Source organism: Kosakonia sp. BYX6, assembly GCF_038449125.1.
In the GTDB taxonomy this organism is placed as follows: Bacteria; Pseudomonadota; Gammaproteobacteria; order Enterobacterales; family Enterobacteriaceae; genus Kosakonia; species Kosakonia calanthes.
The window spans coordinates 3668496-3685472 of the sequence record NZ_CP151800.1 but is presented as its reverse complement, the minus strand read 5'-3'; the positions used below and the strand labels follow the sequence as shown (position 1 = coordinate 3685472).

16 protein-coding genes, 2 tRNA genes and 2 pseudogenes are annotated in these 16977 nt (G+C 42.6%); 12 read left to right on the top strand and 8 right to left on the bottom strand.

What is annotated here, in order from left to right:
• Positions 1-10 precede the first annotated feature (10 nt).
• The 5 genes from proA (at position 11) to AAEY27_RS17350 (ending at position 5295) form a co-directional block, all read left to right on the top strand.
• Positions 11-1264: a glutamate-5-semialdehyde dehydrogenase gene (gene proA / locus AAEY27_RS17370; protein ID WP_342322027.1), complete on the top strand. Its 1254-nt coding sequence runs from the start codon at positions 11-13 to the stop codon at positions 1262-1264.
• 111 nt (positions 1265-1375) lie between these two features.
• Positions 1376-1451 (top strand) — tRNA-Thr (locus tag AAEY27_RS17365).
• A gap of 516 nt (positions 1452-1967) precedes the next feature.
• A complete protein-coding gene (locus AAEY27_RS17360; RefSeq protein ID WP_342322026.1) occupies positions 1968-2906 on the top strand; it encodes a retron St85 family RNA-directed DNA polymerase in 939 nt (312 codons plus the stop codon).
• On the top strand, positions 2907-4535 hold the full coding sequence (gene ptuA / locus AAEY27_RS17355) for a retron Ec78 anti-phage system effector ATPase PtuA (RefSeq protein ID WP_342322025.1): 1629 nt from the start codon (positions 2907-2909) through the stop codon (positions 4533-4535).
• Positions 4513-5295 carry a retron system putative HNH endonuclease gene (locus AAEY27_RS17350; RefSeq protein WP_342325622.1) on the top strand — a complete coding sequence of 261 codons (783 nt, stop codon included), beginning with the start codon at positions 4513-4515 and terminating at the stop codon, positions 5293-5295. The genes ptuA and AAEY27_RS17350 overlap by 23 nt, the downstream gene beginning before the upstream one ends.
• Positions 5296-5379: 84 nt before the next feature.
• Here the strand turns inward: AAEY27_RS17350 and AAEY27_RS17345 are convergent, their stop codons facing one another.
• Complete coding sequence (locus AAEY27_RS17345; RefSeq protein WP_074188826.1) at positions 5380-5643, bottom strand: HigA family addiction module antitoxin; 264 nt, start codon at positions 5641-5643, stop codon at positions 5380-5382.
• A gap of 956 nt (positions 5644-6599) precedes the next feature.
• Between AAEY27_RS17345 and AAEY27_RS17340 the strand changes: the two genes are divergently transcribed.
• From AAEY27_RS17340 to AAEY27_RS17320, 5 genes are all read left to right on the top strand, one after another.
• A complete protein-coding gene (locus AAEY27_RS17340) occupies positions 6600-6881 on the top strand; it encodes a hypothetical protein (protein ID WP_077258730.1) in 282 nt (93 codons plus the stop codon).
• Positions 6882-7202: 321 nt separating this feature from the next.
• A complete protein-coding gene (trbJ, locus tag AAEY27_RS17335) occupies positions 7203-7997 on the top strand; it encodes a P-type conjugative transfer protein TrbJ (protein WP_342322024.1) in 795 nt (264 codons plus the stop codon).
• Between the two features lie 11 nt (positions 7998-8008).
• Positions 8009-8182, top strand: coding sequence for a hypothetical protein (locus AAEY27_RS17330; RefSeq protein WP_342322023.1), 174 nt, complete (start codon positions 8009-8011; stop codon positions 8180-8182).
• Positions 8183-8184: 2 nt separating this feature from the next.
• The gene (trbL, locus tag AAEY27_RS17325) at positions 8185-9579 is read left to right on the top strand and encodes a P-type conjugative transfer protein TrbL (protein ID WP_342322021.1); all 1395 of its coding nucleotides are present in this window, start codon (positions 8185-8187) and stop codon (positions 9577-9579) included.
• Positions 9580-9648: 69 nt separating this feature from the next.
• Positions 9649-9861 (top strand): hypothetical protein, encoded by a 213-nt coding sequence (locus AAEY27_RS17320; RefSeq protein ID WP_342322019.1) that lies wholly within the window; start codon positions 9649-9651, stop codon positions 9859-9861.
• Between the two features lie 21 nt (positions 9862-9882).
• Here AAEY27_RS17320 and AAEY27_RS17315 read toward each other — a convergent pair.
• The 3 genes and pseudogenes from AAEY27_RS17315 to AAEY27_RS17305 form a co-directional block, all read right to left on the bottom strand.
• Positions 9883-10111 (bottom strand): annotated as a pseudogene (locus tag AAEY27_RS17315) (antitoxin VbhA family protein).
• Positions 10098-10988 carry a hypothetical protein gene (locus tag AAEY27_RS17310; RefSeq protein WP_342322018.1) on the bottom strand — a complete coding sequence of 297 codons (891 nt, stop codon included), beginning with the start codon at positions 10986-10988 and terminating at the stop codon, positions 10098-10100. Before AAEY27_RS17310 ends, AAEY27_RS17315 begins: the two are co-directional and overlap by 14 nt.
• 9 nt (positions 10989-10997) lie before the next feature.
• Positions 10998-12071: pseudogene (locus AAEY27_RS17305) on the bottom strand (tyrosine-type recombinase/integrase).
• A 25-nt stretch (positions 12072-12096) separates the two neighbouring features.
• Between AAEY27_RS17305 and AAEY27_RS17300 the strand changes: the two are divergent.
• Together AAEY27_RS17300 and AAEY27_RS17295 are read left to right on the top strand one after the other, a co-directional pair.
• Positions 12097-12208: transfer RNA gene (locus tag AAEY27_RS17300), tRNA-Ser, on the top strand.
• Between the two features lie 236 nt (positions 12209-12444).
• A complete protein-coding gene (locus AAEY27_RS17295) occupies positions 12445-13338 on the top strand; it encodes a LysR family transcriptional regulator (RefSeq protein WP_342322017.1) in 894 nt (297 codons plus the stop codon).
• Between the two features lie 34 nt (positions 13339-13372).
• Here the strand turns inward: AAEY27_RS17295 and AAEY27_RS17290 are convergent, their stop codons facing one another.
• The 4 genes from AAEY27_RS17290 to AAEY27_RS17275 all read right to left on the bottom strand — a co-directional run bounded on the left by AAEY27_RS17290 (position 13373) and on the right by AAEY27_RS17275 (position 16845).
• Positions 13373-14362, bottom strand: a complete 990-nt coding sequence (locus tag AAEY27_RS17290) for an aldo/keto reductase (RefSeq protein ID WP_342322016.1) — start codon at positions 14360-14362, stop codon at positions 13373-13375.
• Between the two features lie 26 nt (positions 14363-14388).
• Positions 14389-15240 carry an aldo/keto reductase gene (locus AAEY27_RS17285; RefSeq protein WP_342322015.1) on the bottom strand — a complete coding sequence of 284 codons (852 nt, stop codon included), beginning with the start codon at positions 15238-15240 and terminating at the stop codon, positions 14389-14391.
• Positions 15241-15606: 366 nt separating this feature from the next.
• Positions 15607-15993: a zinc-binding dehydrogenase gene (locus AAEY27_RS17280; RefSeq protein ID WP_342322013.1), complete on the bottom strand. Its 387-nt coding sequence runs from the start codon at positions 15991-15993 to the stop codon at positions 15607-15609.
• A 57-nt stretch (positions 15994-16050) separates the two neighbouring features.
• Entirely contained in the window at positions 16051-16845 is a 795-nt protein-coding gene (locus AAEY27_RS17275; RefSeq protein ID WP_342322012.1) for an AraC family transcriptional regulator, read from the bottom strand.
• Between the last annotated feature and the right edge of the window lie 132 nt (positions 16846-16977).

Below are 16977 nucleotides of genomic sequence, written 5' to 3'. Positions count from 1 at the left end.
GAGCAGAAGTATGCTGGAACAAATGGGTATCGCGGCGAAAGCAGCGTCTTACAAGCTGGCATTGCTCTCCAGCCGCGAAAAAAACCGCGTGCTGGAAAAAATCGCCGATTATTTAGAAGTACAAGCGGAAGACATTTTATTAGCCAACGAGCAGGATCTGCTGGAAGCTCGCCGTAATGGCTTGAGTGAAGCGATGCTTGATCGTTTGGCGCTGAACCCGGCGCGTTTAAAAAGCATTGCCGATGATGTGCGCCAGGTTTGCAACTTGGCGGATCCGGTCGGCCAGGTTATTGATGGCGGTTTGCTGGACAGCGGCCTGCGCATTGAGCGTCGCCGTGTGCCGCTCGGCGTTATCGGCGTGATTTATGAAGCGCGCCCGAATGTCACTGTTGATGTCGCCTCGCTGTGCCTGAAAACCGGCAATGCCGCGATCCTGCGCGGCGGTAAAGAAACGTGGCGCACCAATGCCGCGACGGTGAAGGTTATCCAGCAGGCGTTGGAAGAGTGCGGTTTACCGGCCGGTGCGGTGCAGGCGATCGAAAGCCCGGATCGCGCCCTGGTCAATGAAATGCTGCGCATGGATAAATACATTGACATGCTGATTCCACGCGGCGGCGCGGGTTTGCACAAACTGTGCCGCGAGCAGTCGACGATCCCGGTGATCACCGGCGGTATTGGTGTTTGCCATATTGTGGTGGATGACACCGCGGAAATCGCCCCGGCGCTGAAGATAATCGTCAACGCCAAAACGCAACGCCCGAGTACCTGTAATACCGTTGAAACGTTGCTGGTGCATCAAGGCATTGCGGGGACTTTCCTGCCCGCGCTGAGCAAGCAAATGGCGGAAAGCGGCGTAACGCTGCACGCAGATGAGCAAGCGTTGGCGCTGCTGCAAAACGGCCCGGCGAAAGTTGAAGCGGTGAAAGCAGAGCAGTATGACGATGAGTTTTTGTCGCTGGATCTGAACGTGAAAATCGTCGCCGATCTGGATGAGGCCATCGATCATATTCGTCAGCACGGTACGCAGCACTCCGACGCGATCCTGACGCGTACGCTGCGTAACGCGGACCGCTTTATCAACGAAGTGGATTCCTCTGCGGTGTATGTGAATGCGTCCACGCGCTTTACCGATGGCGGGCAGTTTGGCCTCGGCGCGGAAGTGGCGGTCAGCACCCAGAAGCTGCACGCGCGCGGCCCGATGGGCCTGGAAGCGCTCACCACCTATAAGTGGATTGGTTTCGGCGACGATACGATTCGTGCGTAAATGAAATCGGGTGATGCAAAAGTAGCCGTTTGATTCCCAAGGGCATTGACGCATCACCCGCTTAGTTTTAACCTTCTACCCCGTGATTCACGCTCGTGAACACATCGCAGGGCCGATATAGCTCAGTTGGTAGAGCAGCGCATTCGTAATGCGAAGGTCGTAGGTTCGACTCCTATTATCGGCACCATCTTTTCTAATAAAATCATCTGGTTACTGCTGCATTGTTTTGCTTTTCTTAACATGAATGTGCATTTTTGCGCGTTGTACGTGTGGCAAAATTGTGGCAACAAGAAATGTCTAACTTAGCACTAGAAAGCGAAAGTCTGTATGAGTTCAATTGTGTGTTTTTTTAATTTACAACTTCAACTTCTTGTTTTTAAAAAATATTCTCATCATTACCTTTTTACTGAACCATTTGATGTTTTGCGGAGAAAAGCGTAAGATGGTAATGCTCTTTAGCGTATTATGGATTTACCACCTGATTGGTCAAATCTAGTTGGGCGTTGCGCCAAACTCTAATTTATTGATTACATTTACAGTTGCGGAACAAACTTTTTGAGCCGCAATCCAGTAGGTTGCGGATCAAAAAGTTTGTTCCGCGGCTTCAAGTAAAGAGCCTAGACCTCGGGATGGACAGGGTACTAAAAACTCCTTGTTCATCTCTTGGTACTAGTTAATGACTGGTAAACGGAACAAGCTGGTAATGAGCATCGATATTGAAACGACACTTCAAAAAGCTTACCCTGATTTTGACGTACTTTTAAAATCAAGACCAGCGACACACTACAAAGTATACAAAATTCCAAAGCGGACTATTGGCTATCGTATCATAGCTCAACCTACGTCACGAGTAAAAGCAATCCAAAGGGATATAATTGAAATACTGAGACAACATGCGCATATTCACGATGCAGCCACAGCTTATGTTGATGGGAAAAATATACTACATAACGCTAAGATACATCAGAACTCAGTTTATTTATTAAAATTAGATTTAGTCAATTTTTTTAACAAAATAACACCAGAAATTCTATTCAAGGCATTAGCCAGACAACATTTGGATATTTCAGATGAAGATAAAAATATACTAAAACAATTTTGTTTTTGGAATAGATCAAAAAGAAAAAATGGTGCATTAGTTTTAAGTGTAGGGGCACCAAGCTCCCCTTTTATTTCGAATGTTGTTATGAACAGCTTCGATGAGGAGATAAGTTGTTTTTGCAAAAAAAATAAAATATCTTACTCAAGATATGCTGATGATTTAACTTTTTCAACAAATGAAAGAGATATTTTAGGGTTGGCTCATCAAAAAGTAAAAACAACATTAATTCGTTTTTTTGGCACGCGGCTTATTATTAATAATAACAAGATTGTATATTCTTCTAAAGCACATAATCGTCATGTAACGGGAGTGACTTTAACTAATAATAATAAATTGTCAATTGGAAGGGATAGAAAAAGGTATATTACTTCTTTAGTGTTTAAATTTAAAGAAGGCAAGCTTTCGAATGTTGATATTAATCATCTTAGAGGCTTGATCAGTTTTGCAAATAATATTGAGCCTACTTTCATTGAAAGACTTGAGAAAAAATATGGAGATTCAACCATTAAGTCTATCAAGAAATATTCTGAAGGAGGATAAATGGAAAAGAACTTACCGAGTCGAGTAACTAAATTAATTAAAAAATCGGAAGGCGGCGATTTTGCTTCTTCGTATCAGCTTTATAAAGTATTTGGTTCAAAAGAGTACGGAGTTGAGCCAGATGAGGAAAAATCTAATCACTTCAAAGAATTATCAGCTAAACAGATTGAGGGGGGAAAACTGAGAGTTGCTGATATTCATTTGGAAAACTATAAAGGGTTTGAGTCCCTAATAATGGATTTTTCCATGAAAAAAAACTCTACCGTCTTAGTAGGGAACAATGGTTGTGGCAAGTCGACGATTCTTGATGCAATCCAGAAGGGGCTGACACATCTATCCTCAAGATTATCTACTCGCTCGCATAATGGCGATGGTATCGAAAAACATGAGTTAAAAAAAGGTCAAAGCTATGCTTCGATCGCAATAAATTACGACTATATGGGAATTCGTTTTCCTATGATCATAGCTACGACTGAACCTGGTTATGAGGATAAAGCAAAAAGTAACTATAGTGGGATTAATGAGTTAGGGAATATTTTCAAAACAGCCCATTCAATCAATCCAAATGTATCATTTCCTTTAATTGCAATGTATACAGTTGAAAGAGCTAATGACGTTTCAACAAGAGATATTGAGAATTCAGAAGAAATTAAAGAAGCGCAAATCTGGGATAAATTCAAAGCATATAATAAGAGTCTGACTGGAAAGGCTGATTTCAAGTTGTTCTTTAGATGGTTTAAAGAACTAATAGAAATTGAAAACTCTGACAATGCAGATCTAACAGCATTAAGAGCAGAGATTCGTGCTAAAGAAAAAGACTTAGACAATCCATTACTAAAAGCTCTTCTGGCAGAAAATAAGAATTCTGAGACTACTAAAAAATTGTTAGAAGATCATCAAAACTCTTTGAAGGTTTTAAAAGAGAAGTTGAATAATTATTATTCAGTCAATAGTAAAACACTACACACTATTGAAGATGCGATTTATTCTTTCCTTCCAGGTTTTAGTAACCTTAAGCTTCAACGGGCCCCTCTTGATCTGACAGTCGATAAAGATAATGTTTCTTTAAGCGTTCTTCAATTATCTCAAGGTGAAAAAAGTATTTTAGCGTTAATTGCTGATATTGCTCGTAGATTGGCATTGTTAAACCCTAATAGTGTTAACCCTTTGGATGGAACTGGAATTGTATTAATCGATGAAATAGACCTCCACTTACATCCATCATGGCAGCAAAATATTATTCCAAGACTTGAGAAAACTTTTAAGAATATTCAGTTTATAGTTACAACTCATAGTCCACAGGTCTGTCATACAATTGATAGTCAAAATATATGGTTGTTAAAAAATGGCCAAAAGTTTAAGGCACCGAAAGGTGTAAGAGGGGCAATATCTTCATGGGTACTGGAAAACTTGTTCGAAGTTGCTCAAAGGCCGCCAGAGGATAAGTATACAAAGCTCTTACAAGAATATAAAAATTTAGTATTTTCAGAAAAATATGCTAGTGAAGATGCTAGAAAGCTAGGTACTACTTTATCCCAGCATTTCGGTCCAGATGATGAAACTTTAATAGAATTAAAGCTTGAAATTGAAAAAAGAATTTGGGAGGATGATTTTGAAAAGGATCAATAAAACCGAGGAAGATCAATTCTTTATCAATTTCAAAGCACAAAATCCAAATGGGACTTGGGATGAATTTAGGAATTACGAACAAGGCGCTTTATATAAGAGACTCAAACAACACATTTGCAATGATCAAACGTACCTTTGCGCGTATTGCGAAATAGATTTAGATCGTGAAAATCAACATGAAATAAAAGTAGAGCATTTCAAATCTAAATCTGGTTCGCTTCCTGGTGGAAGTAACTGGCATTTAGAGTGGTCTAATCTTTTAGCTGTATGCCTAGGAGGTACAAATACAGGTGATGATTTTGAATTACCAGCAAATCTAAGTTGTGATTCATATAAGTCATACTATGAAGACAAAAATAAAGTAACTGACAAAGACTGGACAGGTAAAATCCTGCTACCTCTCACGCTTCCAGATGCGCACAAATTTTTTAATTTCGACAAAGTTACAGGTAAGTTACTACCTAATGAATTGTACTGTAATTCTATCAGTATAGATGGTAAACCTACTGCAGAAACACTTAGCATTGTTACTAAAACAATTGACGTTTTAAATCTAAATTGCAGTAGACTAAATAACGCTAGAAGAAAATTGCTGTTTCACTTCAATAATTGTGCACGAGAAAGAAACTTAAGAAAAATTCATAATCTATTGTTACAATGGAATCAAGGTGAACCTAAATTTTTTCAAACGACACGAGACATAATAATTCGTGAAGATAAAATTTGCCAAGGCTTATTGAACGGAACGATAAAATATTAACAATAGGGGGACATGCGCAGATTCCATTTGTTTTTATTCTAAATGATAATGATTTAAATATTTTGCGCATGATTCCCATTCTCATCAAAGAATGTTTTTACGCTGCATCCAATTATTATAGTTATTATGTAGGTTCCACCAAAAATAAACATCTGTATTAAAAATAACTGAAAGAGATAAACACTCTTTCTCTGTTATTGAAGATTCATTCTGTAAGATATCAATCATTCTTTTATAGGAAATATCCATTTTAATAGATAATTCGTACGCTGATATTCCTAATGGCTTTAAAAATTCAAATAACAGCATTTCTCCTACGGTCGTTGGTGCAGCACTTTTCGTCTTCACATCAGTCGCCTTTTTAAAAGAATATACACTAATCTTATCACCAGCAAAGATACCACAACAATGTTCCAACTTGCATTTATCTGAAGATAGAATTTTTAGCCTAATGTAGGATGTCCCCTCCGTCCAGAGCTTCACATATTCAAGCCTAGCCTTACCAGTCGGGTTTAGTTTCCCTATCTTCCCGGCTTTACTGTGAGTAGCGTTCCCATGCCGTAAACGTACCTCTCCATTTATCATCTCTTTCTATCTGGGATCAATATTTATACTTCATTAATACTCAGTAAAGTTTAAATTTGTTTAGCTAAACCAGCCATCGAGGATCATTCACTAAAGGGTTTTACTTCCTGATTTCGATATATCCGTTGTTAATGATGGTACTTTCATGATTAATGTAGCCCGCAAAGGTTAGCTAACCTTTGTGGATAACTATTACCAAAAACCATAATTTTACATTTTGTTTCATTTTATTTATTGCTATTTAGTTTAGCTAAATAATTTATATTTTTCATGTATAAGCTGTGTATTTATCCACAGATTCTGTTAATAATATTGTGCATAACCTGTTTCTTTATTTTCTATATTATTGACATATGAAGTAGGGTTTATTGACATTTGAGGTAGACTTTCATGACATATGAGGTACGGTACTAATCAAAAATTATCATAATAAACAATTAGATATATCTCTTTTCCACATCCTTCTAACCAGATCTTTAACCCTATATATAACCAAAAAGATTAAAAGAATTATTAAAGCCTTAGCGTCGTTCAAAAAATGCCAAAAAAACAAATTTCCTGCAGAATAAAAACCCACTCAATAAAAAACTCTGTTGACATAACTATTTTTGCCAGTAAGTTTTAATTATTCTCAATTCATAACGTTGGTTTGCAAATTTTAGCAGCTAAAATTTTAGCAGCTAAAATCCTCTAATTTTTACTGAGAGATAGGTTCTTCGATGAAATCAGTTATGCCAGAACTTATAACCGTTGAAGAGTTGGCTTTTGCGTTAAAGAAAACCGTAAAAAGTATACGCAGTGATGCAACGCGAAATCCAAAATGTCTGCCACCAAGGTGCCGTCTTCCAGGTAATAAACGCCTTCTCTGGCGTAGAGAAGATGTCAAGGACTGGATAGATAAATCCGTTGAGTCAAAGAAAGAGAATGATGATATATCGAAAGAGATAAATAAGTCTCAAAGGAAACGTGGCAGACCACCAAAGCTCAAGCCGCAAGAATAAAAATATTCCTTGGGGTGTTCAAATAAGTTTCCTTTCAATAAACACATATGCTGCACTCTTTTACACGACTAATCCTGCACAAATGCTTTAGGAAAACACACTGAGTACACAGGAATACACAATACGTACACAGATTCACAACGGCAAATGTAGGGCAGGACATGTAAAGTTAGCTAACCTGTAAACAGGTTATCAACTTTACTCTCCCCGTATTCGCATCTTCGATGCTCAAGGGGAGTCCTGCTCTGCGAGGCTGATCGGCTACCGCCTATATAGAGAATGTGTTCAATATTAATAATCTGTTGAAATTGAGGTAAGCAAATGAAGTTAATGCTCCGAGTATTTTCATCACAAGGAGGAATTTTATCAGCTAAAAAGGCCTTAGTAGTTTCTTTAGTGGTGTCAATCATGGCATTACCGGCGACAGCCGGTATCCCGGTCATAGATGGTACTAATGTGGTGCAGACCACAATCAGCGCAGTCAACAACGTTCAGGCTGTGGCAAAACAGATCCAGCAGTACCAGACGCAGCTGCAGCAGTATGAAAACATGCTCAAAAATACAGTCGCACCTGCAGCCTATATCTGGGATCAGGCCAATTCGACCATCAACAAATTGTTGCAGGCGCAGGACACCCTTAATTACTACAAAAATCAGGCCGGGAGTCTTGATTCATATCTGAAACGTTATCAGGACGTGAATTACTACCGCTCATCACCGTGCTTTAACAGTAATGTTGAATGTACTGCGGATGAAATTAGCGTACTGCGCAAAGCTGAACAGAACAGCTCTGAGGCACGTAAAAAGGCCAATGACGCTATATTTAAGGCTCTCGACGAACAGCAGGATACGCTGCAAAGCGATGCTGACAACCTTGCAGATTTGCAAACTCAGGCAACCGGCGCACAAGGGCAAATGGAAGCTATTCAGGCCGCTAACCAGTTTGCCAGTGCTCAAACGAACCAGTTGCTGCAAATCCGCTCGCTTTTGGTAGCTCAGCAAAACGCTGCAGCAACACTGGCACAGGCTGAGGCTGATAAAGAAGCCCAACAAATAGTCGCTGATGAAAAAGCGTTAGCTGGCGAGAACACACCAAGCCCGAAGCGAATTTGGTGAGGGATAGCTGAATGAAAGATAAACTTTTGATCATTTTTATTCTAATCATTTCATTAATTATATGCTCTTGCGATAAAAAAGATGAAGGTTGTTTATCAACGCCAGAGAATAAATTGAACGAACATAACTACGATAAATGTGCCCTGCGTGGTAATAACAATCCTAGCCCTAAGCGAGAATGGTAATTATGAGAATAGTAAGCAATCTCACTTTTTTAGGCATAATTTTTTTGTTTTCTGTAAACGCTTACGCTGGTCAATTAGATAGTAGCGGATTACTTGATACGTTATTAGATAAGTTTCAACAAGTAGCCAGCGCATGGACTTTAGTAATTGGTGATTATGCAAATTGGCTCTTCTGGGGGATGGTATTGATAAGTATGGTTTGGACATTTGGTATGTTGGCGATGCAAGGGGAAGGTTTAACCAGTGCACTTGCAGAGATAGTTCGTTTTTTTGCCGTAATTGGCTTTTTTTATTATCTTTTAATCAACGGCCCAGCCATATCACAATCTATAATTAACTCAATGAGACAACTTGCAGCAAATGCTTTAGGAACAAGTACTGGTATTTCACCATCAAGCATAGTTGACATAGCCTTTGTGATATTAACAAAGGTCAGCTCAGCAGCATCAATTTGGTCACCAATGATTTCGACCATTATGATAACCGTCGCGATAATAGTATTAGTCGTAATGGCACTTATCGCGATAAATATGCTAATAATGTTAGTTTCTGCATGGGTGTTGTGTTATGCAGGAGTTATATTACTTGGGTTTGGTGGCTCGAAATGGACTTCTGACATTGCAATAAATTACTTACGCACTGTATTATCGATTGGCATTCAGTTGTTTACGATGACATTAATTATTGGGATTGGGCAATCATTTATAGATCAGTATTTTTCTATTATTAAAAATGATATTCCTGATCTTAATAGTCTTATTGTTTTACTTCTGGCGTCAATCACTCTTTTAGTATTGACTAATAAATTACCGTTGTTGTTATCAGGCGTTGTAGGAGGAGCGTCCTTACAAGGGATTGGTGGTTTTGGAGCAGGTATGATTACTGGCGCTGCTACTACTGCAATGAGTGGCGCTGGGGCAATGGCAATGAGCGCTACAGCCCAAGTCAGTGGTGGTGCTTCCGCTCTAAAAGCAGCATTTGAATCTGCACAAGCGGCGATGGCCGAAGAATCTGGTTCTGGTGATAGAGGCGGTTCAGGTGGAGGATTTGGCGGCGGGGAAGATACCGGTTCCATAGATACTTCTGGAGGACAACCATCAGGCGATTCCGGTGGATCGTCTGCAGGGAGCAATACAGGTAGCGCCAGCGGAGGAAGCCAAGGGTTTGCTTCATCATTCTCACGAGCTGGCCGCATGGCTTCTCACATGGCGAGCGGGCTGTCTAATGGAGCTGCGGAGTATCAGATGATGAAGGGAAGTACTAATTCTATCCGATCACAACAGACCGTTGGTGGGGAAATAGCGAATCAAATACGTAAACACACAGCCGATCGTCAGAGTAACCACGAACAGGATGAGTTTGAGGGGGATAGTTTAACTGGCAGTAAAAAATCTTGATTTAGACGCGTCAGTTAGCGCGGTAACGTTAACTGACGCTTCCACTAAACACCTGTAAGGAGGTGGATAATGGCTGATTATAATAGCTTTGTTTTGGAAGGAATAAAAATTATTTTTGCCGATAACAACAAAGAGTTTATTAAAGAGATTTGTGAACCATTGATAAATATTCTATGTATCGAAGAGTATTATTCTGCTACCGGAATTTATAATTATGATGATGCTGATGAGCAAACTGAGTTACTTAAAATTGCGCTAAGGGACTATAAAATGGCTCACTAGTGAGAAGAGGCTAACTGGATGTTAGCCTTTTTTAATTTGATTTTTAGTTTGTTCAATGTGATAATTTAATACTTTCTCTCTTTGCCTCTTCATAGGTTAGCTCTCCATTGATTACCTTATTTTTTATTTCATTAAAAAATGAGGAGCCTTTGGGATCTTTACTTGATAAAAAAAGACTGGCTTCAGCTCTCCGAAAAGCTTCTTTCCTTGCTTCTATAGAAAATGAATTAGCAGGGTTATTTTTGTTCATAAGTTGAAGTGCCCTTATTATTTATATTCGGGATGTTTTTATCTACAAGAGTTAGTCTTAACTCCGAGAATTTATTTCCTGATACTTTATAACACTGATTTTCATTTTTTTCAATATAAAGAGATTTGCTTTCTGGGCTACCACATGTCGTAGATGTTCTTGCATCAAGAAAAATAAACTTTTCTTGAAATCTTTCAATATATTTCATTGCTGTCATGCTAATAATAAAAAGAGCAACTGACACAGCAAAAAGGGATAAGCCTGATACTAAACGATTAAAATTAAATTTCCTTTTAATAACTAATGAACTGGCTAGATTGACCATGTTATAGGGGACCATAATTATGAGTCCTATTAATATTATTTTTTCAGGAAAATTGTTCACCTGTATATGATGTTGAGCCAAGTTTCCAATATATACTGAAATCATAGAGGATATTACTATTTTTGCTGGGGATACATCTCGCAAAAATATGTATATATAGACTGTAGTTGCACAAATCATTGCTCCTATTGGAAATGAGAGCATGAAAGCATAAGCTAATGTCGAGTAATTAAGATTTTCTGGGGCTATACCATAAGCTATGTCAAGCTTAAACTTTGCGATCCATAAGCATACTGAATATGTAAAGCCAGTTACGCCCCATTTAACCACTGTATTATTAAATACTTTATTTAATAAATCACGATATCCTATGTATACACTGGTTAATAAAGCTATAGATGATAGAAAAATTGGAGCGGCAATGTATATATTTTCTAGCCATAATGGGTTTTCTACAATCAAGTATCCAAAAGGTATTAAGTATATTATAGCCAATAGTTGAGGGTTGTTTAATTTGGGTGATGCATCAACTAACTTATTTTTATAATCCATACAACGTCCTTATTTCAACTTTAACGCCAAATCTTCAGCTTTTGGATGATAATACCGCATTAGCATTCTTGGATCTTTATGTCCTGTAATTTTGGTTAGTTCATGCATAGGGAAAATTTCAGCTAGTCGAGAAGTTGCTTCATGTCGAAGGTCATGGAATCTTAAATCTTTAAGGAAAGATTCATCACATAATGAGTTTGTCTTCTCGTATCGTTCTCTGGCTCGTTTTACAGCTCGGTCAAAAGCTCGGGTAATCGCGTCTGCACGCATATCAAAAACCTTATCAGCAGTTGGCTTAGAATGTTCCTTGAGACTGGACAGTATCGTAATGGCTTTCGTTGATAAAGGGACATCGCGGGCATTACCATTCTTAGTATCTGGCAGATGTGCAACTCGCCGATCAAGATCAATAAAGCGCCATCGAAGTTCTGCGATTTCGCTACGGCGCATGGCTGTCTCTAACGCCAGAAGAATGATTGCTGGCAATACTAATGAATGTGTTGCGGCGATGATATGTTCGATCTCGTTGGCTATTTCCTTTCCTGACGTAACACCGGTTTTCTCAGAAACTACAGGCAGCGCTTCCAAGCGTCTGGTCCTGGAGTTCTTGGGTTGGGGTTTGCGAATGGCCTCTACGGGGTTCAGCAGGCTCTCCATGCCCCATTCTTTCCGCGAAACATTGAATACATGAGAAAGTAAGGCCAAACGCCTTAAAACGGTTGCAGGAGCATAGATTTTCTACCATTCATCTCTCAGCTTGGCGACATCGGCACTCCTGATGCTGGCCATATAGTTTTTCGCCAGCTGAGTGCTTTTTAGTATCCGCACCAATGATCGGTCTTGCACTGCCCCTTTTTTGCCGGGAACAATCTCTTTTTCATATCGCGTTAGGGCTTCATACAATGTCGTAGATTCCGCTTCGCTGCGGCTAAGCCAAACTCCTCTCGCCATTTCTGACTCGATCATTTTGGCCCAAGCTTCTGCTTCCACTTTGGTGTTAAAGGTTTTGGTTTGAGAGGGAAAACCACGTTTACGGATTTGAGCTTCCCATTGGTAGTTACCACGTTTGCGTATAGTCGCCATTTCTGTCTGATTCCTAACGAACTGTGGCAATATTGTGGCAAAAAATCCATTTAAATTCGATAGGCATTGATTTTACAAGATCAATTTACGCATTCGTAATGCGAAGGTCGTAGGTTCGACTCCTATTATCGGCACCATCTCAACTTCCCCAAACGTCCGTATTCATCCATAAACACCCTGATTTATTATGGACTGCGGTTCTAGCCCGTATCTTATTTCTTGCTATCAACCGGACTCAACCGGAATCAAGTTACAGTTGAGGGTATAAGTTGGGGCATTCTGTGTTCGGTCCAGGGAGATGCTCCCAATGAAGATTTATGAACACCCTTCATGAGTGTGCGGTGAAGGGAATGCCTCCATAAGGAAATCGCCGATGCTCAAAGAAAACTTCAACGAATTGCAAATCTTTCTTGTGGTGGCAAGGGAGCGAAGTTTTACCAAAGCAGCGGGTAAGCTGGGTGTTTCTCAGTCTGCACTCAGCCATGCGATGAAGGCCCTGGAGGAAAGGCTAAATATCCGCCTTCTGACCCGTACTACCCGAAGCGTTGCCCCTACAGAAGCCGGTGAGAGAATTATTGCCTGCCTTGAACCTCGTATTGCCGATCTTGAGCAGGAGCTGGAATCGCTTGTTCAACTGAACGGCACCGCCTCCGGCAATATCCGTTTATCTGCCGGGGAGCATGCCGCGCGAAGTCTGGTATGGCCGAAGCTAAAGCCTTTTCTGCGGGAATACCCGGAAATCAATCTCGAACTGGTGGTGGATAACGGCTTTGTCGATATTGTTGAGGGGCGTTTTGATGCCGGGATCCGCCTGGGCGAAAGCGTGGATAAGGACATGATTGCGGTAAGAATTGGCCCGGACATGAGAATGGCTGTGGTGGGAGCACCGTCTTATTTCGCTGCAAACCCTGCACCTGAAACGCCGCACGAGTTACAAAATCATCGGTGCATCAATATGCGCCTGCCGACTGCCGGTGGACTTTACCACTGGGAGTTTGAGAAGGAAGGGAAACCGTTACGGGTCAGAGTGGAAGGGCAGGTAACGTTTAATCTGCAGGCAGAAAGGATTGATGCTGCTTTATCCGGTTTTGGCATCGCCTGTATACCTGAGGATAGGGTGCAGGATTATATAAAGTCAGGAGAGCTTATTCAGATTCTGCAGGACTGGTGTCCGTCTTTCCCCGGATATTATCTTTACTACCCGAGCCGTAAGCAGCATCCACCTGCTTTTTCGCTGATGATCGATGCACTTCGCTACTCGGAATAACGGATCCGCCAATCTCAGCGGACCCGTCCGGGTATTAACGGCCTACGCGAGCCTGGTGCTCAGGAGAGTAACGTTCGCCGACGATTTTAATCGTTTCAAGCGCCTGTGTTATCTGACGTGAGTCATCCTGCGAAAGAAGGATGTCGGCAGCGCCCAGGTTTTCCTCCAGCCGATGGAGTTTCGTGGTACCAGGGATGGGAACAATCCACGGCTTTTGTGCCAGTAGCCATGCCAGCGCGATTTGCGCAGACGTCACGCCTTTCTCTGCAGCCAGTTCACCCAACAACGAGACCAGCTTTTCATTCGCTTCAATCGCTTGTTCGGCGAAACGCGGCACCTGGCTTCGGTAATCATCCTTCCCAAAAGTGGTTCCTGGCTTAATTGACCCCGTCAGGAAGCCTTTGCCTAATGGGCTGAAGGGCACAAAACCAATGCCCAGTTCCTCCAGTAACGGCAGGATCTCCTGCTCAGGCTCGCGCCACCACAGGGAGTATTCACTTTGCAGGGCAGTGACCGGTTGTACAGCATGCGCACGACGAATGGTTTGCGCACCCGCTTCGGACAGACCGAAATGTTTGACTTTGCCTTCAGCCATCAGGTCTTTCACTGTACCCGCAACATCTTCAATGGGGACATCCGGGTCGACACGGTGTTGATACAGTAGATCAATGACATCAGTCTTCAGACGGCGTAATGATCCTTCCACAGCTTCACGGATATGCTCCGGACGGCTGTTTAAAATCTGCTGCTTGTTGTCATCGCCAAAGGTAAAACCAAACTTGGTGGCGATGACCACACGGTCACGAAACGGTTTTAAAGCTTCACCGACAACCTCTTCATTAAGGAAGGGGCCATACACTTCGGCGGTATCGAAGAAGATGACACCACGTTCAACCGCTGCGCGAATGAGCTCGATAGCCTGGCGAGTATCGGTCGCCGGGCCGTAGCCGTGGCTTAAGCCCATGCAACCGAGTCCAAGCGCGGAGACTTCGAGTCCGGATTTACCCAAATAACGTTTTTGCATTGAATGAATACCTCTTTTAACGCGACTTAAACATCAAGTTTGCGGCCAGTCAGCCATTCCACCATTGCTGGGTCGCGGTGAGAGAAGAAGGCGCTGGTTGCGGTGTCGAGTGCGGTAAGCTGCAGCATATCTTCAGAACTGAGTTCAAAATCGAGAATGTTGATGTTCTCTTCCATACGTTCTTTCCGCACCGATTTCGCCAGTGAAATGATGCCTCGCTGGAAGATCCACCGCAGCACAACCTGGCCCACGCTTTTGCCGTATTTCTGACCAATTGCCGTTAACACGGGATGCTGGAACAGACCATTTTTACCCTCAGCAAACGGTGCCCAGGCTTCCGGCTGAATGCCACGGCTTTGCATCCATGGAACGGCATGCAACTGCTGGTTGAAGGGGTTAACTTCAACTTGGTTTACCGCAGGGGAGACTTTGTTGAAGGCGATAAGGTCGGCCAGTCGGTCAGGATGGAAATTGCTAACACCAATGGCGCGAATTTTGCCTGCCTGATGCAGTTCTTCCATGGCGCGCCAGGCCCCATGGACATCACCGTATGGTTGGTGAATCAGATACAGGTCAACGTAGTCCAGCTGCAGGCGGTTCAGAGAGCGTTCGAACTGGGCTTTAGCGCCTTCGTAATTTGTATCCTGCAGCCAAAGTTTGGTTGTTACGAACAGTTCGTTACGTGCGATACCGGTCTGTTTCAGTGCGTTCCCGACCTGGGTTTCATTCTGGTAAGACGCAGCGGTATCAATCAGGCGGTATCCCGTATCGATGGCGTCAATAACGGCTCTTTCGCATTCGGTTGCATCCGTCATCTGAAAGACACCAAAGCCCAGCAGAGGCATTTCAATACCGTTGTTTAGTTTTATAGTTTGCATGGCGTTATCCTTTGGCTGTTGTCCAGGAAAAGCATAACGCAAAGTGATTTATTCGATTAGGTGGGGTAATTCGCTAGGGCTTATTAGATGTGTTCATTAATTTAGAGGGTGCTCACGGTCGGCTTTGTGCCAGGAGCGGACATTTCAAATTAGCCCCACCACGGACATCTGAACTTAGCTTTGACAAACAATGTAACAGCAATACTCTGATATCACTTTTAACCACTAGCGATGTTTTTTATGGCGGTACTTGATTCATCCTCTGACATCGAACAGCCCTGAGTATATTGCGCGGGCTGTTCATGCCTGATAGCGAAGGGGGTTGCGACAAAAAGGCAGGGAAAATAGCCCTTTCGTTTGCGTCATCTACATCGTCAACACAATTTTTCCTGTGTTCAGACCGTCTTCCATACGCTGGCGAGCTTTACAGGCGTTGACCAGCGGGAATACGCTGTCAATAACCGGGTTCAGCCCATCTTTACCGAAGCGGGTTAACCAGCACTCTTCAAAGCGACGGGACATCTCATGCTTCACTTCTTGCGAACGTGATTTCATTACCGTACCGATAATCTGCACATGGCGGTACAACACCCGGTCCAGCGGGATCTTCGCGTTTTCAATGCCTCCCATAATGCCAATCTGCACCAGGCGGCCACCAAAATTAAGTGCGTTCACGTTTCGTTCAAAATATGGCGCACCGATAAAATCAAGGATGAGATCAACACCCTTGTTATCGGTGATTCTGGCGACCACGTCGGCAAAACAGTAGGCTTGCCCACACGTAAATCAAGTGACTCACACTGTATCAGACTATGAATCCGCCATTCTGCGAGCAGCAAAATAGTGCGCTGGCGTGCTGCCCATCGTTTTTCTGAACATGGTAATAAACGCGTTAACCGACTCATACCCCAGGTTTGCCGCCACGTTTTGTACCGATACTCCGCTTGCCAGTTCCCGAAGGGCAATAATCAAATGCAGTTGCTGACGCCAGCGACCGAAGGTCAGACCGGTTTCACGCAGCATTAAGCGCGCTAATGAACGTTCGCTGAGCGCCAGTCGCTTTGCCCAGACTTTGAATGTGCTCCGATCTTCCGGATTGCTGACCAGCGCATCGGCCATAGCGCGAATTTTAGGGTTCGCAGAAACCGGCAGGCTCAATTTCTGCTGCGGCATGGTCACGAGTTCATCGAGCGTCACTCTGGTCAACCTGCCAACATGGCTCTGCGGTGCGTAATCAACTTCTTCATTTGTTAAGCGATCAATTAACTCTTTAATCAGCGGTGAAATTGCCAGCGTGCAGCATTTTTCCGGCAGCGCGACTGCTCCGGGTTCAATAAACAAGTAGTTAAGGTGCGCATTCCAGGTCGCTTTGGCGCTATGAGGAACTCCGCCTGGGATCCACACCGCGCAATCGGGTGGCACTATCCAGATATCATTTTCCGCACGACAAATTACCGCCCCGTACAGGGCAATAATCAACTGCCCTTTGCGGTGCGTATGAACCGGCACTTCTGCTGCGTAATCCACGAAATCAATATGACGTGCGACTGCCGGGCTCGGCGTGCTGTCGGGATCAAACAACGTATTGGCAAGGCGGGATGTCATGTTATTGGCAATATTTAGGTATTTTTTGACAGAATAGAGTATTTAGTGACGTGCGCAAACCGGGAATAATTCCCGGCATGAATAAAATCATCCCCCATCACATCCCTTTTTGGCACGCGATACGCCGCTGGT